The sequence below is a fragment of the Paenibacillus sp. ISL-20 genome (assembly GCF_018613005.1).
Classification (GTDB): Bacteria; Bacillota; Bacilli; order Paenibacillales; family Paenibacillaceae; genus Paenibacillus_AQ.
Genome location: NZ_JAGGRD010000011.1, coordinates 21885 through 37456 on the forward strand (window position 1 = coordinate 21885; position 15572 = coordinate 37456).

Below are 15572 nucleotides of genomic sequence, written 5' to 3' on the forward strand. Positions count from 1 at the left end.
CCCTCAATTCCAACGCTTACTTCTGCATGCCTAGCGCTGTGAGCAGCTCCTGCACGTCTTGCTCCTGTTCTTCAAGGAATGCCTTGAAGTCAGCAGCGTTTCGGTATTCGCTTGCCCAGTCGTTGGCAACCAGCTCTTTTTGCCACACTTCGTTCTCGGAGAGCTCCTTCAGCGTTTTGTCCCAGAAGGCCAGCTGCTCTTCCGACAGTTCCTTCGGACCGAATACACCACGCCAGATGGTGAATTCGGCATCCAGACCCAGCTCCTTCAGAGTCGGCACATCTGCAAAGTCTCCGCCTAGGCGTTCGCTTGAGGTAACCGCCAGGATTTTGATCTTGCCTGCTTTCAGGTAGCTCCCGAGCGAAGAGATGTCCGTGCCGATCGCATCGGCATTGTTGCCGAGGAGGGCCGCGATGGCCTCGCCGCCGCCATCATAGGATAAATACTTCACGGTTCTCGGATCCACACCGGATTTGAATGCAGGCAGAACGCTGATCAAGTGGTCCATCGAGCCCGGAGCGGAACCGCCCGCAAGTGTGACGGAAGTCGGATCGGCTTTGATCGCATCGACCAGCGATTGCAGGTCGGTGAATTTGGAGTTTGCCGGTACGGCAATCGCTCCGAAGTCTTTGGTCATTTGGGCGAGCGGCGTCACGTCCTTGTAGCCGAATGGACTGTTCCCTTCTTTTTTTAGATTGTTAATTAGAATGGGGGGAGAGCTGACGAACAGCTTGTAGGGATCTTTGTTGTCTTTTGCTACGTATTCAGCGAGAAACACGGTCCCGCCGCCGCCGGGCTTATTCTCAACCGTCATGGTTTGTTCGATGAGCTTTGTTTCCGTAAGTACTTTGGTGAGGGAACGTGCGGTTTTGTCCCATCCACCGCCGGCGCCAGAAGGCGCGGTCACGATAAATGGTTTTTTCGGATATTCGCCGGCGCTGCTTCCGGTGCTGTTGCAGGCTGTCAGGCTCATGGCCAGGACAAGCGCAGCGGTTATAATTTTTATGCCGTTTCGTTTAAGCATGAATAAGTTCCTCCTTATCGTTGTGCGAGAGTTCGCATATTTGTAAGCGCTTACTTAATTGAAGTTCCTTCATATTATCATCGAGCGTCTGGCTTGAACAGAATTGCGGCATAAGTTGAAAAAACATCATTTCGCTAATTTTGTTCATAAAATTTACGACCGATTTTTTCCAGAGACTATTGTCACATGTGTGATCTAGAATACAATAGGAAAATCAGAGCTACGCTTATGGCGACAATGTGTATGGAGGAATATGAATGCGTTTACAGACGAGATTGATTCTGCTTATAGGCACCCTGTTGTTCGCCGTCATTGTCGCCCTCACCTTCAGTTTTGAGCGGTTGCTCATCACAACGCTGGAGAAGAGTATCGGCGCTTCGGCATTAAAGCTGGCGAAGGCCGTGGCGGAAATGGACGTTATTCAGAATGCGTTCGAGGAAGAGGACCCGTCAGCCATCATTCAGCCCGTGGTGGAGGAAATTCGGCTGGAGACGGATGCGGAATATATCGTCATCGGTAACCGTGAAGGAATTCGGTATGCGCATCCTCTCGCCGATCGGATCGGCAAAGAGATGGTCGGTGGCGACAACGGCCCGGTATTGAAGGGCATGAGCATCATATCGAAGGCGATTGGATCCATGGGACCCTCGCTCCGGGGGAAGACGCCGATCTACAATGATAAGAACGAAATTATTGGTATCGTATCGGTTGGCATTCTAATGAAAGATATCGAGATATCAGCACAATCGTACCGAAATCGTGTCCTGTTCTTTGCAGGAATTGCGTTAATCCTGGGATGCGGCGGCGCTATATGGATATCGTCCAGCGTCAAGCGATCCATTCACGGGCTGGAGCCCAAGGAAATCGGTTTATTGTATCAAGAGAAACGCGCGATTCTGGAAACGATTCATGAAGGCATTATCGCCGTCAATCGAGAGGGCATCGTAACCTTGGCCAATCATACAGCCATGATGCTGATCGATCCAAAGGAGCGTAGGGTGATCACCGGGCAGTATGTTCAGGATGTCATCCCGGGCACTAGGCTGCTGGAGGTGATGCAGTCCGGGGTAGCAGAGAAGGATCAAGAGATGGTCATTAACGATCACGCGGTTGTGGTCAACCGGCTGCCTATCTATGATCATGAGCATCGGATTGTGGGGGCGGTCTCCAGCTTTCGGAACAAATCCGAGCTGCTGCGCCTGACCGAAGAGCTTACGCAGGTGAAGAGGTATACGGAAGCGCTGCGCGCGCAGACGCATGAATATTCCAATAAGCTGTATACGATTTACGGACTGATTCAGCTGGAATCGTATCAGGAGGCAATGGATCTGATTACGCATGAGACGGATGTGCATCAGAACCTGATACAATTCCTGCTGCAGGAAATTCCCGATCCGATCATTGGCGGCATTCTCATTGGAAAGTTTAATCGCGGAAGCGAGTTAAAGGTGAAGGTTGAGATTGACCGGAGCAGTTCCTTTAAAGACATTCCCGGTCATATTAGCCGAAACCAGCTAGTTGCCATTATTGGAAATTTGATCGACAACGCCATGGAGGCGGCATTGGGATCCAAACCGGAGAACAGATGGGTAAGCGTAAAGTTACATGACAAGGGCAATCAATTAATGATCGAAGTATCCGACAGCGGGTCCGGTATCGCCGAGGCTGGAACGGATCGTCTGTTTGAGCGGGGCTATTCCACCAAGGGGGAACGCAATCGAGGATTTGGCCTATCGATCGTCAACGGGGCAGTACAGCAATTACACGGTACGATTGCGTGCCATAACTCGCCTGCGGGCGGTGCGGTGTTTACGGTCAAGATTCCAAAAACAGGGGGGAATATCCATGATTCGGGTCGTAATCATTGAAGATGATGTGCGCATTGCCAGCATTAATCAACGGTTCGTAGAGAAGGTAGAGGGCTTCGAGGTCGTCGGCATTGCAACGGATCGGGTCCAGGCACATGAGCAGCTGGATATTCTGGCGCCTGATCTGGTGCTGCTGGATTTGTATTTTCCCGATATGTCGGGATTGGATCTGCTGCAGCATATACAGCGGGGATACCCGAATACCGATGTTATTATCATAACGGCAGCCAAGGAATTCGATACGGTGCGGGAGGCGATTCGCGGCGGAGTGTACGATTTTATGATCAAGCCGGTGGTCTTCGACCGTTTCCAGGAGAAGCTGAAAGCCTACCGGAAATATTACGAGCAGATGAAGCAGCTCGGCGGAGCAAATAAGCAGATCGATCAACAGGGCATCGACCAGCTGTTATGGCGTGCCGGTGAACGGATGGAGAGGGAAACGTATTTTCCAAAAGGCATCGATAAATTGACGAGTGAGAAAATCCTGTCCTACATCGAGGAGTCCGAGGACGTGTGGACCGCGGAGGAGCTTGGAAAACGTGGCGGCTTCAGCCGAACGACGGCCAGAAGATACCTGGAGTACTTCGTGGAGAAGGGCATCCTCATGGCGGATATTTCATATGGCACGGTAGGCAGGCCGGAACGGGTATACCGGAGAGCAGGGGATTAGATGACCGGATGCTGGCGCGGCATCTCTCCTAAACTTACAGCGATATATCGCTAGAGCCATTACCCGTATCTGAGTTTCAACAAAATTGTGTCGATTTCCCCAATCTGCATGCAACGTTGGACAGCTTGAAAGGCAAAGGGATAAAACTCGGACTGATCACCAATGGTTACGGCGAATTTCAATACAGCAACATCAGGGGACTCGGCATCGAACCTTATTTTGATCTCAACGTAATCTCGGAATGGGAGGGCAAAGATGGGGAGATCACCGATTTACTCGAAATTATCCACGATTTAAAAAGTTGAAAAACCATTCTCTGTGCATCCTCGTTATTATGATATGAGCCTAATTGGGATAACCATTCAATCCAATGCATTTTGCATATGGTGATCCTGCCCACACTGTTGGTGTGGGTTATTCGGTTTTGGAGTATAGCTACCCCCAGGTTAACAGCAGGGCCGATTATGACGCGGAAGTGCCTTTTTTAAACGCATTTTAAACGAAGGAATCCCCGTCATTTAAACTTGATCCTTTAACCTATAAGTAGAACATCACAGAGGGAGTGAACGAAAGCATGCTGGAAGCCTACCTGTTTCCAATATCTTATGCATTTTTAACCTTTCCCATAGCGGCTTTGCTGTGCGCAGTTCCCTTTCTGATTGTGCAGTATCGCAAATATGGTTATTTTAATAAATTCCGGGGATTTCTGCTGTATTTATTTCTGCTCTACATGATGAACGCAGTGTATCTGGTGCTTCTTCCTTTGCCTGCCTCGCGGCATAATGCTCCAATGAATGTCGCCTCGGTCATGCAGTGGATTCCTCTGAACTTTATCCAAGACATATTGAAGGAGACCAAGGTGGTATGGGGCGAGCCTTCGACTTACATGCATCTATTCAAGGAAAGAGCCTTCTTGCAGGTCGTGTTTAACGTATTTCTCGTGGTTCCGTTCGGCATGTTCCTGCGTTATTATGCTCGGGCATCTTGGGTTACGTGTTTGGTGGCCTCATTCGGATTATCGCTGTTCTTTGAGGTGACCCAGGTGACCGGTATTTACGGCATCTATGATCACCCTTACCGGTTGTTTGATGTGGATGATCTGCTGTTGAATACCATGGGTGGAATGATCGGATTCGTGCTCGCGGATTGGATGAAAAATCACCTGCCTCGCCTCGATCGGCTGGATGAGAAGGTGGATCTATCGCAGAAACGGGTCAGTTATACGCGCCGGGCGATCGCTTTCGGTATTGATGCAGGGGTCGTGTTGCCGATGATTGGCGTGTTGACGGTGCTGAATGTGAAGGGTGCGTATTTTATTGTCGTGATTTTATATCATATCGTGCTGCCGTATATGATGCAGGGACAGACGCTGGGCAAGTGGATTGTCCGGGTCCAGATTCGTGGAGCAGAGGAACATCTGAAGTTGAAGGAAGTGATCATCCGTAACGGACTGCTATATGTGGTATGGGGTGGATTTCATGCCTTGCTTATTCCCGTTAATGTTTTGGGTTCGCAAATCCTGGCTGCCATGTATGCGCTGGGGGTATTGCTTCTGGATGGCGTTGTGTTTATCCATATGCTGTTATGTCTCATCCATCGTGACCGGAAGCTCCTGCATGAGGCCAAGAGCGGAACGAGGCTGGCTATCGTAGAGAATAAACCATTAACTAAGACTGATTAATGTAGGTTACCACAGGGTCTCTTATTTGTTATAATGTGGGAAACGGGTTCGTCGAGGAGGAGTTAAACTGAAAAGTAAAATTCTCTCCATTTCTGCAATCATCGTGGGGTTGCTGTTTATTTCCATCCAACATCTGGGCTACTCGTTCGGAGATGATTTATTCCGCTGGGCAGGGATATCTCCCTGGACTAAGGAAGACAATTATGGTCTTCATTTGCCTGTTCTAGCAGGCCTTATCTTATTGGTAGCTGGCATCTTGTGGGTGGTACGGATTTATCGTCCACGTTATCCGAAGATTATGAGCCGATTATTGCTCGGCTGTGTCGTTTGGATCGTTATTTTTCCATTCATATCAGAGTTTGTGATGTATGCGGTGAATTACAATTCGAGCGGAATATCCACCGTGTCGTACTCCAAGAAAGACAGCAAGTGTGATTACCGCACAGAGAACGATGCTATTCGGGCACACTGCCAGATTCATATTTACAGCTATGGTACCGAGCAACAGATTATGGTGCGGCCGCTAAGCGTTGATATTGGCGGGAGGATGGTTGATTTCGAGTCTAAGGTGGTTACGGTTCGGCCCCGAGGTCGGATACAGATTATTGAAACCTTTGAGGGTTTCTTGGAACAGCCTGACTCTTCTTACAGTATGTCGGGCGGATCCAACGAGCCGGGCATCGAGCTGATCGTGGATGGCAGAAGCAAACAGGTGAAATAGCCATCCGGTTCTTCAGATAACATGACTCTGAATTGTGAGGTGAACCATGGTCGATATTCACCGTGCGGGTCGGCTTATGCAAATATCGCTGGTCACGCTGCTGTTGCTGGTGATGGGTTCATCGCCAGCTGCAGTTGCTTCCTGGGCATATCCATTTGTCGTGAACGACGGGAAGATTTTTGTCGTGTCAGAGAACCGCGTGGATGGGTCCACGCTTGGAGACGTGGTGGGGAAGGTCACCTACCATACGGATCAGGAAGGGACCTACGGCGGCAACTTCTCTAATATTTACCCAAAGGGAACGAAATACTATGCCATCCAAGGAATCGCTCCTGAATCCGCCATCGCGGTTGAGACGCAGGAAGGTTATGTCATGGCTCGTTATGAGGGTGAGTATGGCGGGTCTCGTGTTCCGTGGGAAGTCATCAAGGATTGGATTGTGGCGGGGTTGATTCTGCTAATCGTTGTGTGGGTGGCGGCCGTTGTTCGAAAGAAGCGGGCAAGTGGCTCATATAGGCGTTAGCTGCTTCGGGAGCTAAGCAGACTTATTCACGATGTGCAATAACAGCCGGTATTCATTGAGCATGCTCATTGGACACCGGCTTGTTACATTCATGTATTTGTACGGATTGCAGATTGGCCTATGGAGGATTTATATTTGCTACAATAGAAAATAGAACTAGAAACCGATACGATAAGGAGACAGCTCATGAAACCGATACGAAACTCGGCCAAGGCCGTTATTATGCGGAATCATCAAATTCTTCTAACGAAAAACGTAGACCATTTGGGGGATTTCTATCTGTTCCCTGGCGGCGGGCAAGAAAAGGGGGAAACCTTGGTGCAGGCGGTGATCAGAGAGTGCCAGGAGGAAATCGGGCGTAAGGTGGAAGTTCGTGATCTCCTGCATGTCCGTGAATACATAGGTTCCAATCATGAATTTGCGGAATGGGATTCCGATGTGCACCAAGTGGAGTTTTATTTTGAGTGCAGCTTGGCGGATGCAGGGGATACCTTTCTTGGCCATAACCCGGATGAATACCAGGTGGGTGTGGAATGGATCGATCTGTCCGCATTGGATGAGATTCGAGTATACCCTCGATCCCTGGTAAAGCCACTCCAGGATAAGGCTGCACACCCCGTAGTTTGCTATGTTGGAGATACGAACTGATTTTATCTACAGAAAGTCTTGAAGTCTATGGTCAAAAATTCAATGGGATGATGGAGGATGCCGAATATGGATCAATGGGAATACAAAACGCTGAAATACAAAACCGGAGGATTCCTTGGAGGCAAGGTGAACGAAGAGGAATTTGAGGATTTATTAAACAGTTACGGAATTGACGGCTGGGAATTGATCTCGTGCTTTGATACGAGTGTGCATCAAGGCCAGTCCAGAGACATCATTGCCGTAATGAAGCGAAGAGCTTATCTGGGGTGAGGAATGAATAAAGGGGAGATGATACTATGATCATTCGCGAGACAGAGGATGCTTTTGTGATGACGGCCCAGGACGACCATGGCCGATTCTCGGGCGATGTAGCCCGGGGCTTCAGGCGAGAGCTGTTTATGGATGAGTCTGTATTGGAAGAAGTACTGCTGGCTATAACAGAGCATGACCGCGCTTGGCTTCGGATGGATGACACGCCGATCTGGAATGACGAGAGCCGGACTCCATACACTTTTATCGATTATCCGGTCCTGCCGAAAATGCTAATGTATACAAAGGGTGTTGATGAGATCGAAGCGATGAGTCCTTATGCAGGATATCTCTGCAGCCTTCATTTTGCGTCATTTATGAAAGAGGCGACGGAAACGCCGCTGGTGGAATTCTACCATGAGGAGTTGGCTCGGCAAAAACGACTAAGTGATCAGTTTCCATTTCCCGATGAAGATGTCGTTAACAGACAGTTTGGCCTGCTGCAGCTGTGCGATGATATCTCGCTCTATGTAAACATGAATGATCCTGGTGTTTCCAAGGATCAGGAGCATCCTTGGTTCAAAGAGGGCTTCGATATGTCGATCGATGGGGAAAGGGTCATAGCGGCCTGGGCAAGCGAGCATGAGATTCGATTGCGACCGTTTCTGTTCGAACAGGCATGGTCGGCTTCGGTGAAGTGGAAATATGTGCTGAAGGCGAAGATTGATGAACTGGGAGTGGCCAAGGCATTTGATGGTGCGGCGTGGACGGAGCAGACGGTTACTTTTGTACCATAAGTTCATATGAACGATCATACTTCATCGGCAAAAATATGATATGATCACCGCAGTGGGTTGTAGACTGGACAGATTTGATTCTGTAGGAATGTAGAGGATGAAGAATGAAGAAAAAGGAATTTTTGATCGTTGCGCTGCTTAATTTTTTGGCTGCGATAGCGTTCTTGGTGGTCGTTTTCATTACGGATCGAAGCTCTTGGCAATGGGGATTTGGAATCGTTTCACTGTTGTTTGCGATTGGTGGAATAGGGAATTTGGTATTGCATGCCAAGAACAAGTAAAACCTCCTTCGCAGGGCTATCACGATAAGATTCACTTTGTAAGGTAGGAGGATTATGATTTTGATGGAATGGAAGAACCTATATCGGGGTGTGCTGATGGGAGTCAGTGACCTGATTCCAGGTATAAGCGGCGGCACTATTGCTGTCGTGCTGGGTATCTATGATCGTTTGTTGGCGGCTATCAGTGGATTTTTCAGCAGGGAATGGAAGAAGCAGCTGGGCTTTTTGATTCCACTTGGCGTTGGAATTGGAGCAGCTCTATTGTTACTGAGCCGCGTGATTGAATACCTGCTGGCAAGCTATTATGAGCCAACCCAGTTTTTCTTTACAGGATTGATTTTAGGGGTGTTACCTCTTATTCTGCGTAAAGCGGAGGCGAGAACCAAATTCAAAGCCGTGCATGTGGTCGTGTTGATTGTGGCAGCCGGTGTATTAGCTTCGACGGCCTTTCTCAGAACGGATGCCACATCCGATCCGATATCCGTCCTGACCTGGTCCAACGGGATCGGACTGTTCTTATCCGGCTGGTTGGCCAGCATGGCGATGCTGCTGCCTGGCATTAGCGGGTCGTTTGTACTTCTCCTTCTGGGTGTGTATTCTACTGCCATTTCAGCTCTATCCTCATTAAATATAGGGATTATAGCTGTCATTGGGGCGGGAGTGGTGATTGGCTTCGTGGTTAGCAGCCGGTTGATTCGGTACCTGCTGGACCGTTTCCCACATATGACGTATGCCGTGATTATTGGATTGATATTAGGATCTATTGTTATCGTGTTTCCGGGTATTCCATCCGGAACGGGTATGATGGCTACCAGTATAGGAACCTTGCTGCTGGGGCTTATCGTAGCGGTGTTCATGGGTAGAAAAGAATAAGAATGAAATATAAAACAGGGAGCCGCGGGCTTCCTGTTTTTAGGTTGCACTGAGCAACTTTGCTTCGAAGGAGCGAAGGGTTGAGATGGCATATGAATGATTTATGCCTTTACTTGTCATCGCATTTATGTGACAATATTCACAAATGGATTAACATTAAAAAAGTATTCATGAATAGGATCCGTGAGGATTCCGTTCATATTAAATGATAAAGCAATGCATAGATGTCGATGTTGTCTTTCCAAGTAAAGGAGCGTTATTCATGAGGAATAATGGGATTTGTGTCAGCTGCGGCGGCGAGGTATACCCTGCCTCTAACAGATGCGCTCAATGCGGAATGCTGCAGACATCCGGTCCAACCAAGCACACATTCATGCTGCAGGTCGCTTCGATGATTGGGGCCGGGTTGCTTATTTTTGCGGTCCCGGTGATCCTGCTGCTGATGTGGAGACATTAGGGTAGAAGCGAATATACATTTTACAATCCCCCCACTTGCAGACTGTGATCGAAGCGTTCATCAAGTGATGAAATTCGACATGGTTGGCAGAAAGGGGTTTTTGTGCTTGGAGCAGCGAAAGACCTAAATGGGCTTCCCCCTGGAGCTTCAACCGGCATTCCGGACATAAGAAGGGAATATTTCATTATACTGGTCCTGTACCAAGACCCTCATCCAAAAAGATGTTAAAATATCCCTAACCAGATAAAGGATGGGGTTCTTGATGATACATAAAATGAAGGAATTTGCTGCCGGCATTCGTTTTTCGGGAGCTGTGCTCGTAACAGATGAAAATGACAACATCGTAGGGGATGGTGCCTTCGGTTATTCCAACCGGGCCGATCACATCCCGAATCAAACAGACACCAGGTTTGGCATTGCTTCAGGCTGTAAGCTGTTCACCGCTATTGCGGTTTGTCAGCTTATCGAACAGGGCAAGCTGTCGCTGGACAGCAAGCTAAGCGATTGTCTGGATATTTCACTGCCTAATTTTAGCTCGGAGATTACCGTTTTTCATTTGTTGAGCCACAGCTCGGGTATTCCGGATTATTTTGATGAAGAGGTCATGGATGACTTTGAGGATCTGTGGAAGGCGGTTCCCATGTATACACTCCGGAACGGAAGGGATTTCCTTCCTTTGTTCCAGGATGAGCGCATGAAATTTCAGCCCGGCGAGAGATTTCATTATAACAATGCAGGCTTTGTATTACTCGGTCTGATCGTTGAACAGCATGCCGGAATCCCGTTTCGCGACTATGTCCAGCAGTTTGTATTTGAGCCGTGCGGCATGCAGGATTCGGGATATTTCCCGCTGGATCGTCTGCCCGCAAATACGGCCTACGGGTATATTGATGAGGAGGACGGCACGTGGAGAACGAACCAGTATGCTATCCCGATTCAAGGTTATGCGGACGGCGGGGCGTATGTGACGGCACCGGACATGATAAAGTTATGGAGATCGCTTATGAACAATACGCTGCTCACCGCATCCATGACGGAGAAGCTGCTGGCTTCCCATATGCACGTTCCGGACAGTGACCTGCATTATGGGCTTGGCGTGTGGATTACCAAGAGAAATGAGGATGTGTTTAAATACCACGTCATGGGCTATGATCCGGGTGTGAATTTTCGGTCTGCCTATTATCCGGCCACCGGCTATACCCTTGTAGTGGCTTCCAATGCCGGTGGTGGCGCTTTTGAAATGATACAGTTCATCGAGGAAGAATGGTTGAAGTGAGCTTGACCTACATGAAACAGCCCCAGGCCTTGAATAGGCCAGGGGCTGTTGTTCTGTTGATCCCAAGATCAAGCCGGTGTTGGGTTGACCTACGATTCGGCTTTGAAGTACCGATTCGCCGCGGGTCTGAACATAAATACCAGGGCCGCAACAACGGCGATCATATGAAGGGTACGACTGGAGGCAAATAGTATGGAAATATTGTCTGCATGAGCAAAGGCGTCCCAAAGGGAACCGCCTGTTAGGAGCCATTTGATAGGGTCAATGATTAGGGAGAGAGTACCAAACCCGCCTAAAAACAAAGCCAGTGCGATTCGCGCCCAATTCTTACCACGAAGCATTCTGATCATGATGTAGACAAGGACAGCGAACATCGTCGTTCGTGCGGCGACTTGAATGAGAATACCGACAATTCCAGCACCCGTTAGGCTGGATATCGAATCGATGACAGCCAGGATCATCTCAAATACCCCTGCACCGATGGCAATTATCCATAACAGAAAGGACTGGAACACCTCAAGGGGGGCAGCATCCTTTTTCAAGATCCATCATTCCTTTCGTGCTAGAGTGATCCAAAATTACGCGTTGTTAGGGGAAACAAGCTTAGGCGATGGTGCGTCTGGCCGTGAACCACCAGCCTCCTGCAAGCAGAACGAGAGAGATGATCAGCGTGAGTCCGAGTCCTTGCAGCAGCGAATCGTTGAAGAGAAGGGCCAGCAAGCCATCAGCCAGCGTATGCCGGAGCGAAGGGATGGATGTAAAGATAGGGATTGCCGCAATAAATACCACCCAGACCACCCAGCCCATTACATGACGCAGACCGGAAAACAGCAGATTCAGTAATGAAATAAGAAGCAGGTAAGCACCGAATTGATAGAAGAACATGCCAACGATTCCAAATTGATTCCAACCAAAGATTTCAAGGATGTTGAAGGTACTCTCATATTGTCGTATAAAGCCGATTTCCAACTGAAGCCAGATGATATTGAGGACAGCAAAGATGGCGGACCAAATGGAGTAAACCAGGAGCATGCCAACATAATATTCTTTTCGTGTAGCTCCTAAATTCATCACTCGCCGGAACAACCCTGCCGGTAGCACACTGCCAACAAATATCAGGAACACGGTGAGGAGGTTGGCCGCAGACACCTGCGTATTTTCCGAACTGTCTCCAAGAGACAGGCCAACGATAACATTTGCAATCAAACTAATTGCAACGGTGCCGAGCATCACCAAGAGATAAGGTCGAAGCTGAAGAAATGAAGCCCTCATGAGTGCGGTTGTCTTATTCAATGGATTGCCCTCCTTCGATTAAATAGGAGAAAAACTTTTGCAGCGGTAAACCGTCAATAGCAATACCAAGCTTGTTGGCTTGTGCACGGTCTGCCTCATGAATGGCTCCATATATCGCGGTTAAGGAACCTTTACCGTAAGATTCTTTATATATCACGTGACGATCCTTCGTAAATTGTTCGATTTGTTCCTGGTTCCCTGTCAACAGATGAGAATTGGCGCGGATATGGTCAACATCGTCATGTAATAACATTGTGCCGGAATCCATGATGTAGACTTTCTCAACGACGGTTGCGATTTCATCAATCAGATGGGTCGAGAGCAGGATGGTCCGGGGATGATTGGCATAATCCTCAACCAGGACGCGATAAAATTTCTCTCGCATGAGCACATCCAATCCCAGCACCGGTTCATCAAATACGGTGATTGGGGCCCGGCTCGCCAGACCGATGATGTTTCCGACCAGAGATTCCATTCCCCGTGAAAGCTGACGGATTTTTTTGTCCGGGTTCAGCTTGAATGTCTTCAGCAGGCTCTGGGCATAGTCCCAGTCCCAGTTCTCGTGAAAGGCCGATGCCAGGCGCAGCACTTCAATCACCTTGGCACCGCCGAAGAACAAATTTTTCTCTCTTACGTAGCAAATTCCCTTTGGGGTTTCTCCACTCTTAAGCGTTACCCCCGAGATCTGAATACTGCCATGGTCTGGGAAAGATCCGCCGGTCATCATATTAAGCAGCGTGGTCTTTCCGGCGCCATTGCGGCCCAGCAAGCCGTAGATCGTATTCTCTTCCAGCTGGAGCTCCAGATTTCGGACCGCTTCCGTACGCCCGTAACTCTTGCTCAGGTTGGAACAGGTAAGTATTGCGTTCATCCCGCTCATCTCCTATCTCTTTTGTTTGATCATTTCAATAACATCCTCGGTGGTCAATTCAAGCTTTTCGGCTTCATCAAGCAGCTTCAATACGAGTTCGTTGTAAAACCGATCCTGCCGCTTGGTCAATATGATCGGTTTGGCATCTGCAGCAACAAACATGCCCAGCCCCCTTTTCTTGTACAAAATCCCTTCATTGACAAGCAGGGCAATGCCTTTTACAGCTGTAGCGGGATTGACCTGAAAAGTACTCGCGAACTGCGACATCGAGATAATCTGATCATCCGCTTGGTATGTCCCGTTCAATATGTCATCTTCAATCATATCTGCGATTTGCTGAAAAATCGGCTGTCCTTCGTCAAACCTGGAATTCATGATATCACCCTGTCGGTATGTTAGTCTTGTAACATACTATAATACCAGGTGGGAGGATGTGTCAATCAAAAAAGAAAAAAACAGACCCAAATGGGCCTGTTTGTGCTGTGAAATAAAAAGCCCCCGTCTCTTCAAGACGAGGGTAAGGGGTGTGATCAAGCTGCAAGGAATGCTATATCCAGCCCTTCTCTTCCGCCATCGAGATGGCCTCGATTCGGTTCTTGGCACTGAGCTTGCTTAAAATCTCGGACATATAGTTGCGGACAGTCCCATAGGACAAGTGCAGCTTCGACGCAATTTCATTGGAGCTGTTGCCGTCTGCAGCCAACCGCAGCACTTCCCGTTCGCGTTCGGTCAGCGGATTGGCACCCGCACCTGAAAGCGTACCGAATACGAGCTCAGGGGAGACCTCCCGCCGCCCATCCATTACCCGGCGGATGGCTTCTGCCAACCGTTCACTGGGCTCGTCCTTAAGCAGGTATCCCTGAACTCCCGCCTGCACGGCCCGCTCGAAATAACCGGGTCTGGCAAAGGTCGTCAGGATGATGACTCGGCTGGCATAACCGCGCAGCTTTACTTCCTCCGCTACTTCGAGACCACTGCGTACAGGCATTTCGATATCGAGCAGGCATACATCAGGTTGATGCAAGGCAATCAGGGATAGAGCCTCATCGCCGTCGCCGGCTTGACCAATCACATCAATATCGTCTTCAAAATCAAGCAAGGAAGCCAGAGCGCCGCGCAGCATTCGCTGATCCTCGGCGATCAGCACTTTGATGCTCATGGGATGTGTCCTCCTTCCGGTTCTTGATGATGATCGGAACACGAATGTCTATTATCGTGCCTTGCTGGTCGGAGCTGGCCTCTACGGTGCCCCCAATAAGGGAAAGCCGCTCCACCATGCCTTTCAGGCCATTACTGTGGGATGAAGAAGATGGATCTTCTTCTTTGCATTGAAGACCGACTCCATTGTCGGCCACCTCAAGACGCCACTCATTGTCAAGCGACTCGAGGGCAATCCGGCACTGGCTTGCCTGACTGTGCTTCACCACATTGGTCACGGCCTCCCGCAAGCAGAGGCTCAGAATATTGTGGGCCAGGTCGGATATTCCCTCCAGCTTCGGGTTACCGGTGCAGATAAACCGGATATCGGCACTCTCCAGAATGATCTGGGCCTCTACCAATTCCTCGGGCAAGGTGGCGGTCCGCATATCGGACACCAGCTCACGTACTTGGCGCAGCGCCGCACGCGAGGTGTTCTGAATCTCCCGGGCTTCCAATTGGGCCTTCTCGGGATTCTTCATTGCCAGCTTCTCGACAAGCTGGCTCTTCAACGTGATGAGGGAGAGGGTATGACCTAAGGTGTCATGAAGATCCCTGGCGATACGCATCCGCTCTTCGCCTTTAATCAGATTGCGAATCTGCTCGTTAGCCTGCGCGAGCTCCTTCTCCAACTCCTGCCGCCGGTTCAGTGAGCGGATACCGAAGGGTGAAAATAGCATGATGAGAAAGAAAGGAATCATAAAGACCAGATCCTTCCAGCCCAACAAGCTTGCATTTTTGATTAAAGGAATAACCTCTATGATGCCAAACAGCACAAGGGATATCGTGAATTTGCGCCGGTCGGTATACCAGCCGATGAAATTGGCTGTAAAGAAACCCATGTACATATACGTTGGGTAGTACCACATGCAAAGGATGAAGATAATGGACATTTGAATGCCGAGCCACCAGAAAAAACGGGGTGTGCCGGCGGCGAAATAAAGCTGGCGATACGTGACGAGAAACAAGGCGATAAGTGTAAAGCCAATACCCATCTTCCAGCCTCGTTCGCTCATCATGTTGAGCACGGGCAGGAATAAATAAATGAGCCATAAATAAGGGAAAATCCCCAATTGCGTTGGAAAGACCTCAAATCCTGCCGATTTCGCATCTTTCAATTTTTTCATGTTGCCATCACCCTAT

20 protein-coding genes are annotated in these 15572 nt (G+C 49.1%); 13 read left to right on the top strand and 7 right to left on the bottom strand.

Annotated features, from left to right (window positions below; all coding sequences use genetic code 11):
- Positions 1-16 precede the first annotated feature (16 nt).
- The gene (locus tag J7E85_RS07835; protein WP_098741316.1) at positions 17-1024 is read right to left on the bottom strand and encodes a Bug family tripartite tricarboxylate transporter substrate binding protein; all 1008 of its coding nucleotides are present in this window, start codon (positions 1022-1024) and stop codon (positions 17-19) included.
- 257 nt (positions 1025-1281) lie between these two features.
- On the opposite strand from J7E85_RS07835, the gene J7E85_RS07840 reads away from it, so the two are divergent.
- From J7E85_RS07840 to J7E85_RS07900, 13 genes are all read left to right on the top strand, one after another.
- Positions 1282-2892: an ATP-binding protein gene (locus J7E85_RS07840; protein ID WP_215156608.1), complete on the top strand. Its 1611-nt coding sequence runs from the start codon at positions 1282-1284 to the stop codon at positions 2890-2892.
- On the top strand, positions 2870-3562 hold the full coding sequence (locus J7E85_RS07845) for a response regulator (RefSeq protein ID WP_215156610.1): 693 nt from the start codon (positions 2870-2872) through the stop codon (positions 3560-3562). Before J7E85_RS07840 ends, J7E85_RS07845 begins: the two co-directional genes overlap by 23 nt.
- Before the next feature lie 44 nt (positions 3563-3606).
- Positions 3607-3867: an HAD family hydrolase gene (locus J7E85_RS07850; protein WP_215156708.1), complete on the top strand. Its 261-nt coding sequence runs from the start codon at positions 3607-3609 to the stop codon at positions 3865-3867.
- Between the two features lie 269 nt (positions 3868-4136).
- A complete protein-coding gene (locus J7E85_RS07855) occupies positions 4137-5243 on the top strand; it encodes a VanZ family protein (protein WP_215156612.1) in 1107 nt (368 codons plus the stop codon).
- 103 nt (positions 5244-5346) lie between these two features.
- Positions 5347-5964 (top strand): hypothetical protein, encoded by a 618-nt coding sequence (locus J7E85_RS07860; protein WP_353049473.1) that lies wholly within the window; start codon positions 5347-5349, stop codon positions 5962-5964.
- Between the two features lie 46 nt (positions 5965-6010).
- Positions 6011-6487 (top strand): hypothetical protein, encoded by a 477-nt coding sequence (locus tag J7E85_RS07865; RefSeq protein ID WP_215156614.1) that lies wholly within the window; start codon positions 6011-6013, stop codon positions 6485-6487.
- 186 nt (positions 6488-6673) lie between these two features.
- A complete protein-coding gene (locus J7E85_RS07870; protein ID WP_215156615.1) occupies positions 6674-7135 on the top strand; it encodes an NUDIX domain-containing protein in 462 nt (153 codons plus the stop codon).
- A 66-nt stretch (positions 7136-7201) separates the two neighbouring features.
- Positions 7202-7405 (top strand): DUF4177 domain-containing protein, encoded by a 204-nt coding sequence (locus J7E85_RS07875; RefSeq protein ID WP_006207549.1) that lies wholly within the window; start codon positions 7202-7204, stop codon positions 7403-7405.
- 26 nt (positions 7406-7431) lie between these two features.
- The gene (locus tag J7E85_RS07880; RefSeq protein ID WP_215156617.1) at positions 7432-8181 is read left to right on the top strand and encodes a DUF3891 family protein; all 750 of its coding nucleotides are present in this window, start codon (positions 7432-7434) and stop codon (positions 8179-8181) included.
- 104 nt (positions 8182-8285) lie between these two features.
- Positions 8286-8462: a hypothetical protein gene (locus J7E85_RS07885; RefSeq protein WP_215156624.1), complete on the top strand. Its 177-nt coding sequence runs from the start codon at positions 8286-8288 to the stop codon at positions 8460-8462.
- A 63-nt stretch (positions 8463-8525) separates the two neighbouring features.
- A complete protein-coding gene (locus tag J7E85_RS07890; RefSeq protein ID WP_215156712.1) occupies positions 8526-9335 on the top strand; it encodes a DUF368 domain-containing protein in 810 nt (269 codons plus the stop codon).
- A 262-nt stretch (positions 9336-9597) separates the two neighbouring features.
- Positions 9598-9792, top strand: a complete 195-nt coding sequence (locus tag J7E85_RS07895) for a hypothetical protein (protein WP_098741325.1) — start codon at positions 9598-9600, stop codon at positions 9790-9792.
- A gap of 262 nt (positions 9793-10054) precedes the next feature.
- Entirely contained in the window at positions 10055-11068 is a 1014-nt protein-coding gene (locus tag J7E85_RS07900) for a serine hydrolase domain-containing protein (RefSeq protein WP_215156714.1), read from the top strand.
- A gap of 89 nt (positions 11069-11157) precedes the next feature.
- On the opposite strand, the gene J7E85_RS07905 is transcribed toward J7E85_RS07900, so the two are convergent.
- The 6 genes from J7E85_RS07905 to J7E85_RS07930 form a co-directional block, all read right to left on the bottom strand.
- The gene (locus J7E85_RS07905; protein WP_215156626.1) at positions 11158-11610 is read right to left on the bottom strand and encodes a hypothetical protein; all 453 of its coding nucleotides are present in this window, start codon (positions 11608-11610) and stop codon (positions 11158-11160) included.
- Between the two features lie 61 nt (positions 11611-11671).
- A complete protein-coding gene (locus tag J7E85_RS07910) occupies positions 11672-12361 on the bottom strand; it encodes a hypothetical protein (protein ID WP_215156628.1) in 690 nt (229 codons plus the stop codon).
- Entirely contained in the window at positions 12354-13232 is an 879-nt protein-coding gene (locus tag J7E85_RS07915) for an ATP-binding cassette domain-containing protein (RefSeq protein ID WP_215156630.1), read from the bottom strand. The genes J7E85_RS07910 and J7E85_RS07915 overlap by 8 nt, the downstream gene beginning before the upstream one ends.
- Before the next feature lie 12 nt (positions 13233-13244).
- The gene (locus tag J7E85_RS07920) at positions 13245-13607 is read right to left on the bottom strand and encodes a GntR family transcriptional regulator (protein WP_215156632.1); all 363 of its coding nucleotides are present in this window, start codon (positions 13605-13607) and stop codon (positions 13245-13247) included.
- Between the two features lie 172 nt (positions 13608-13779).
- Positions 13780-14391, bottom strand: a complete 612-nt coding sequence (locus J7E85_RS07925) for a response regulator transcription factor (protein ID WP_215156634.1) — start codon at positions 14389-14391, stop codon at positions 13780-13782.
- A complete protein-coding gene (locus J7E85_RS07930; RefSeq protein ID WP_215156635.1) occupies positions 14324-15556 on the bottom strand; it encodes a sensor histidine kinase in 1233 nt (410 codons plus the stop codon). The genes J7E85_RS07925 and J7E85_RS07930 overlap by 68 nt, the downstream gene beginning before the upstream one ends.
- Positions 15557-15572: the final 16 nt, after the last annotated feature.

Coding starts and splice junctions, on each gene's coding strand:
- J7E85_RS07835 (WP_098741316.1), bottom strand. CDS start 1,024: ATGCTTAAACGAAACGGCATAAAAATTATAACCGCTGCGCTTGTCCTG.
- J7E85_RS07840 (WP_215156608.1), top strand. CDS start 1,282: ATGCGTTTACAGACGAGATTGATTCTGCTTATAGGCACCCTGTTGTTC.
- J7E85_RS07845 (WP_215156610.1), top strand. CDS start 2,870: ATGATTCGGGTCGTAATCATTGAAGATGATGTGCGCATTGCCAGCATT.
- J7E85_RS07855 (WP_215156612.1), top strand. CDS start 4,137: ATGCTGGAAGCCTACCTGTTTCCAATATCTTATGCATTTTTAACCTTT.
- J7E85_RS07865 (WP_215156614.1), top strand. CDS start 6,011: ATGGTCGATATTCACCGTGCGGGTCGGCTTATGCAAATATCGCTGGTC.
- J7E85_RS07870 (WP_215156615.1), top strand. CDS start 6,674: ATGAAACCGATACGAAACTCGGCCAAGGCCGTTATTATGCGGAATCAT.
- J7E85_RS07875 (WP_006207549.1), top strand. CDS start 7,202: ATGGATCAATGGGAATACAAAACGCTGAAATACAAAACCGGAGGATTC.
- J7E85_RS07880 (WP_215156617.1), top strand. CDS start 7,432: ATGATCATTCGCGAGACAGAGGATGCTTTTGTGATGACGGCCCAGGAC.
- J7E85_RS07885 (WP_215156624.1), top strand. CDS start 8,286: ATGAAGAAAAAGGAATTTTTGATCGTTGCGCTGCTTAATTTTTTGGCT.
- J7E85_RS07890 (WP_215156712.1), top strand. CDS start 8,526: ATGGAATGGAAGAACCTATATCGGGGTGTGCTGATGGGAGTCAGTGAC.
- J7E85_RS07895 (WP_098741325.1), top strand. CDS start 9,598: ATGAGGAATAATGGGATTTGTGTCAGCTGCGGCGGCGAGGTATACCCT.
- J7E85_RS07900 (WP_215156714.1), top strand. CDS start 10,055: ATGATACATAAAATGAAGGAATTTGCTGCCGGCATTCGTTTTTCGGGA.
- J7E85_RS07915 (WP_215156630.1), bottom strand. CDS start 13,232: ATGAACGCAATACTTACCTGTTCCAACCTGAGCAAGAGTTACGGGCGT.
- J7E85_RS07920 (WP_215156632.1), bottom strand. CDS start 13,607: ATGAATTCCAGGTTTGACGAAGGACAGCCGATTTTTCAGCAAATCGCA.
- J7E85_RS07925 (WP_215156634.1), bottom strand. CDS start 14,391: ATGAGCATCAAAGTGCTGATCGCCGAGGATCAGCGAATGCTGCGCGGC.
- J7E85_RS07930 (WP_215156635.1), bottom strand. CDS start 15,556: ATGAAAAAATTGAAAGATGCGAAATCGGCAGGATTTGAGGTCTTTCCA.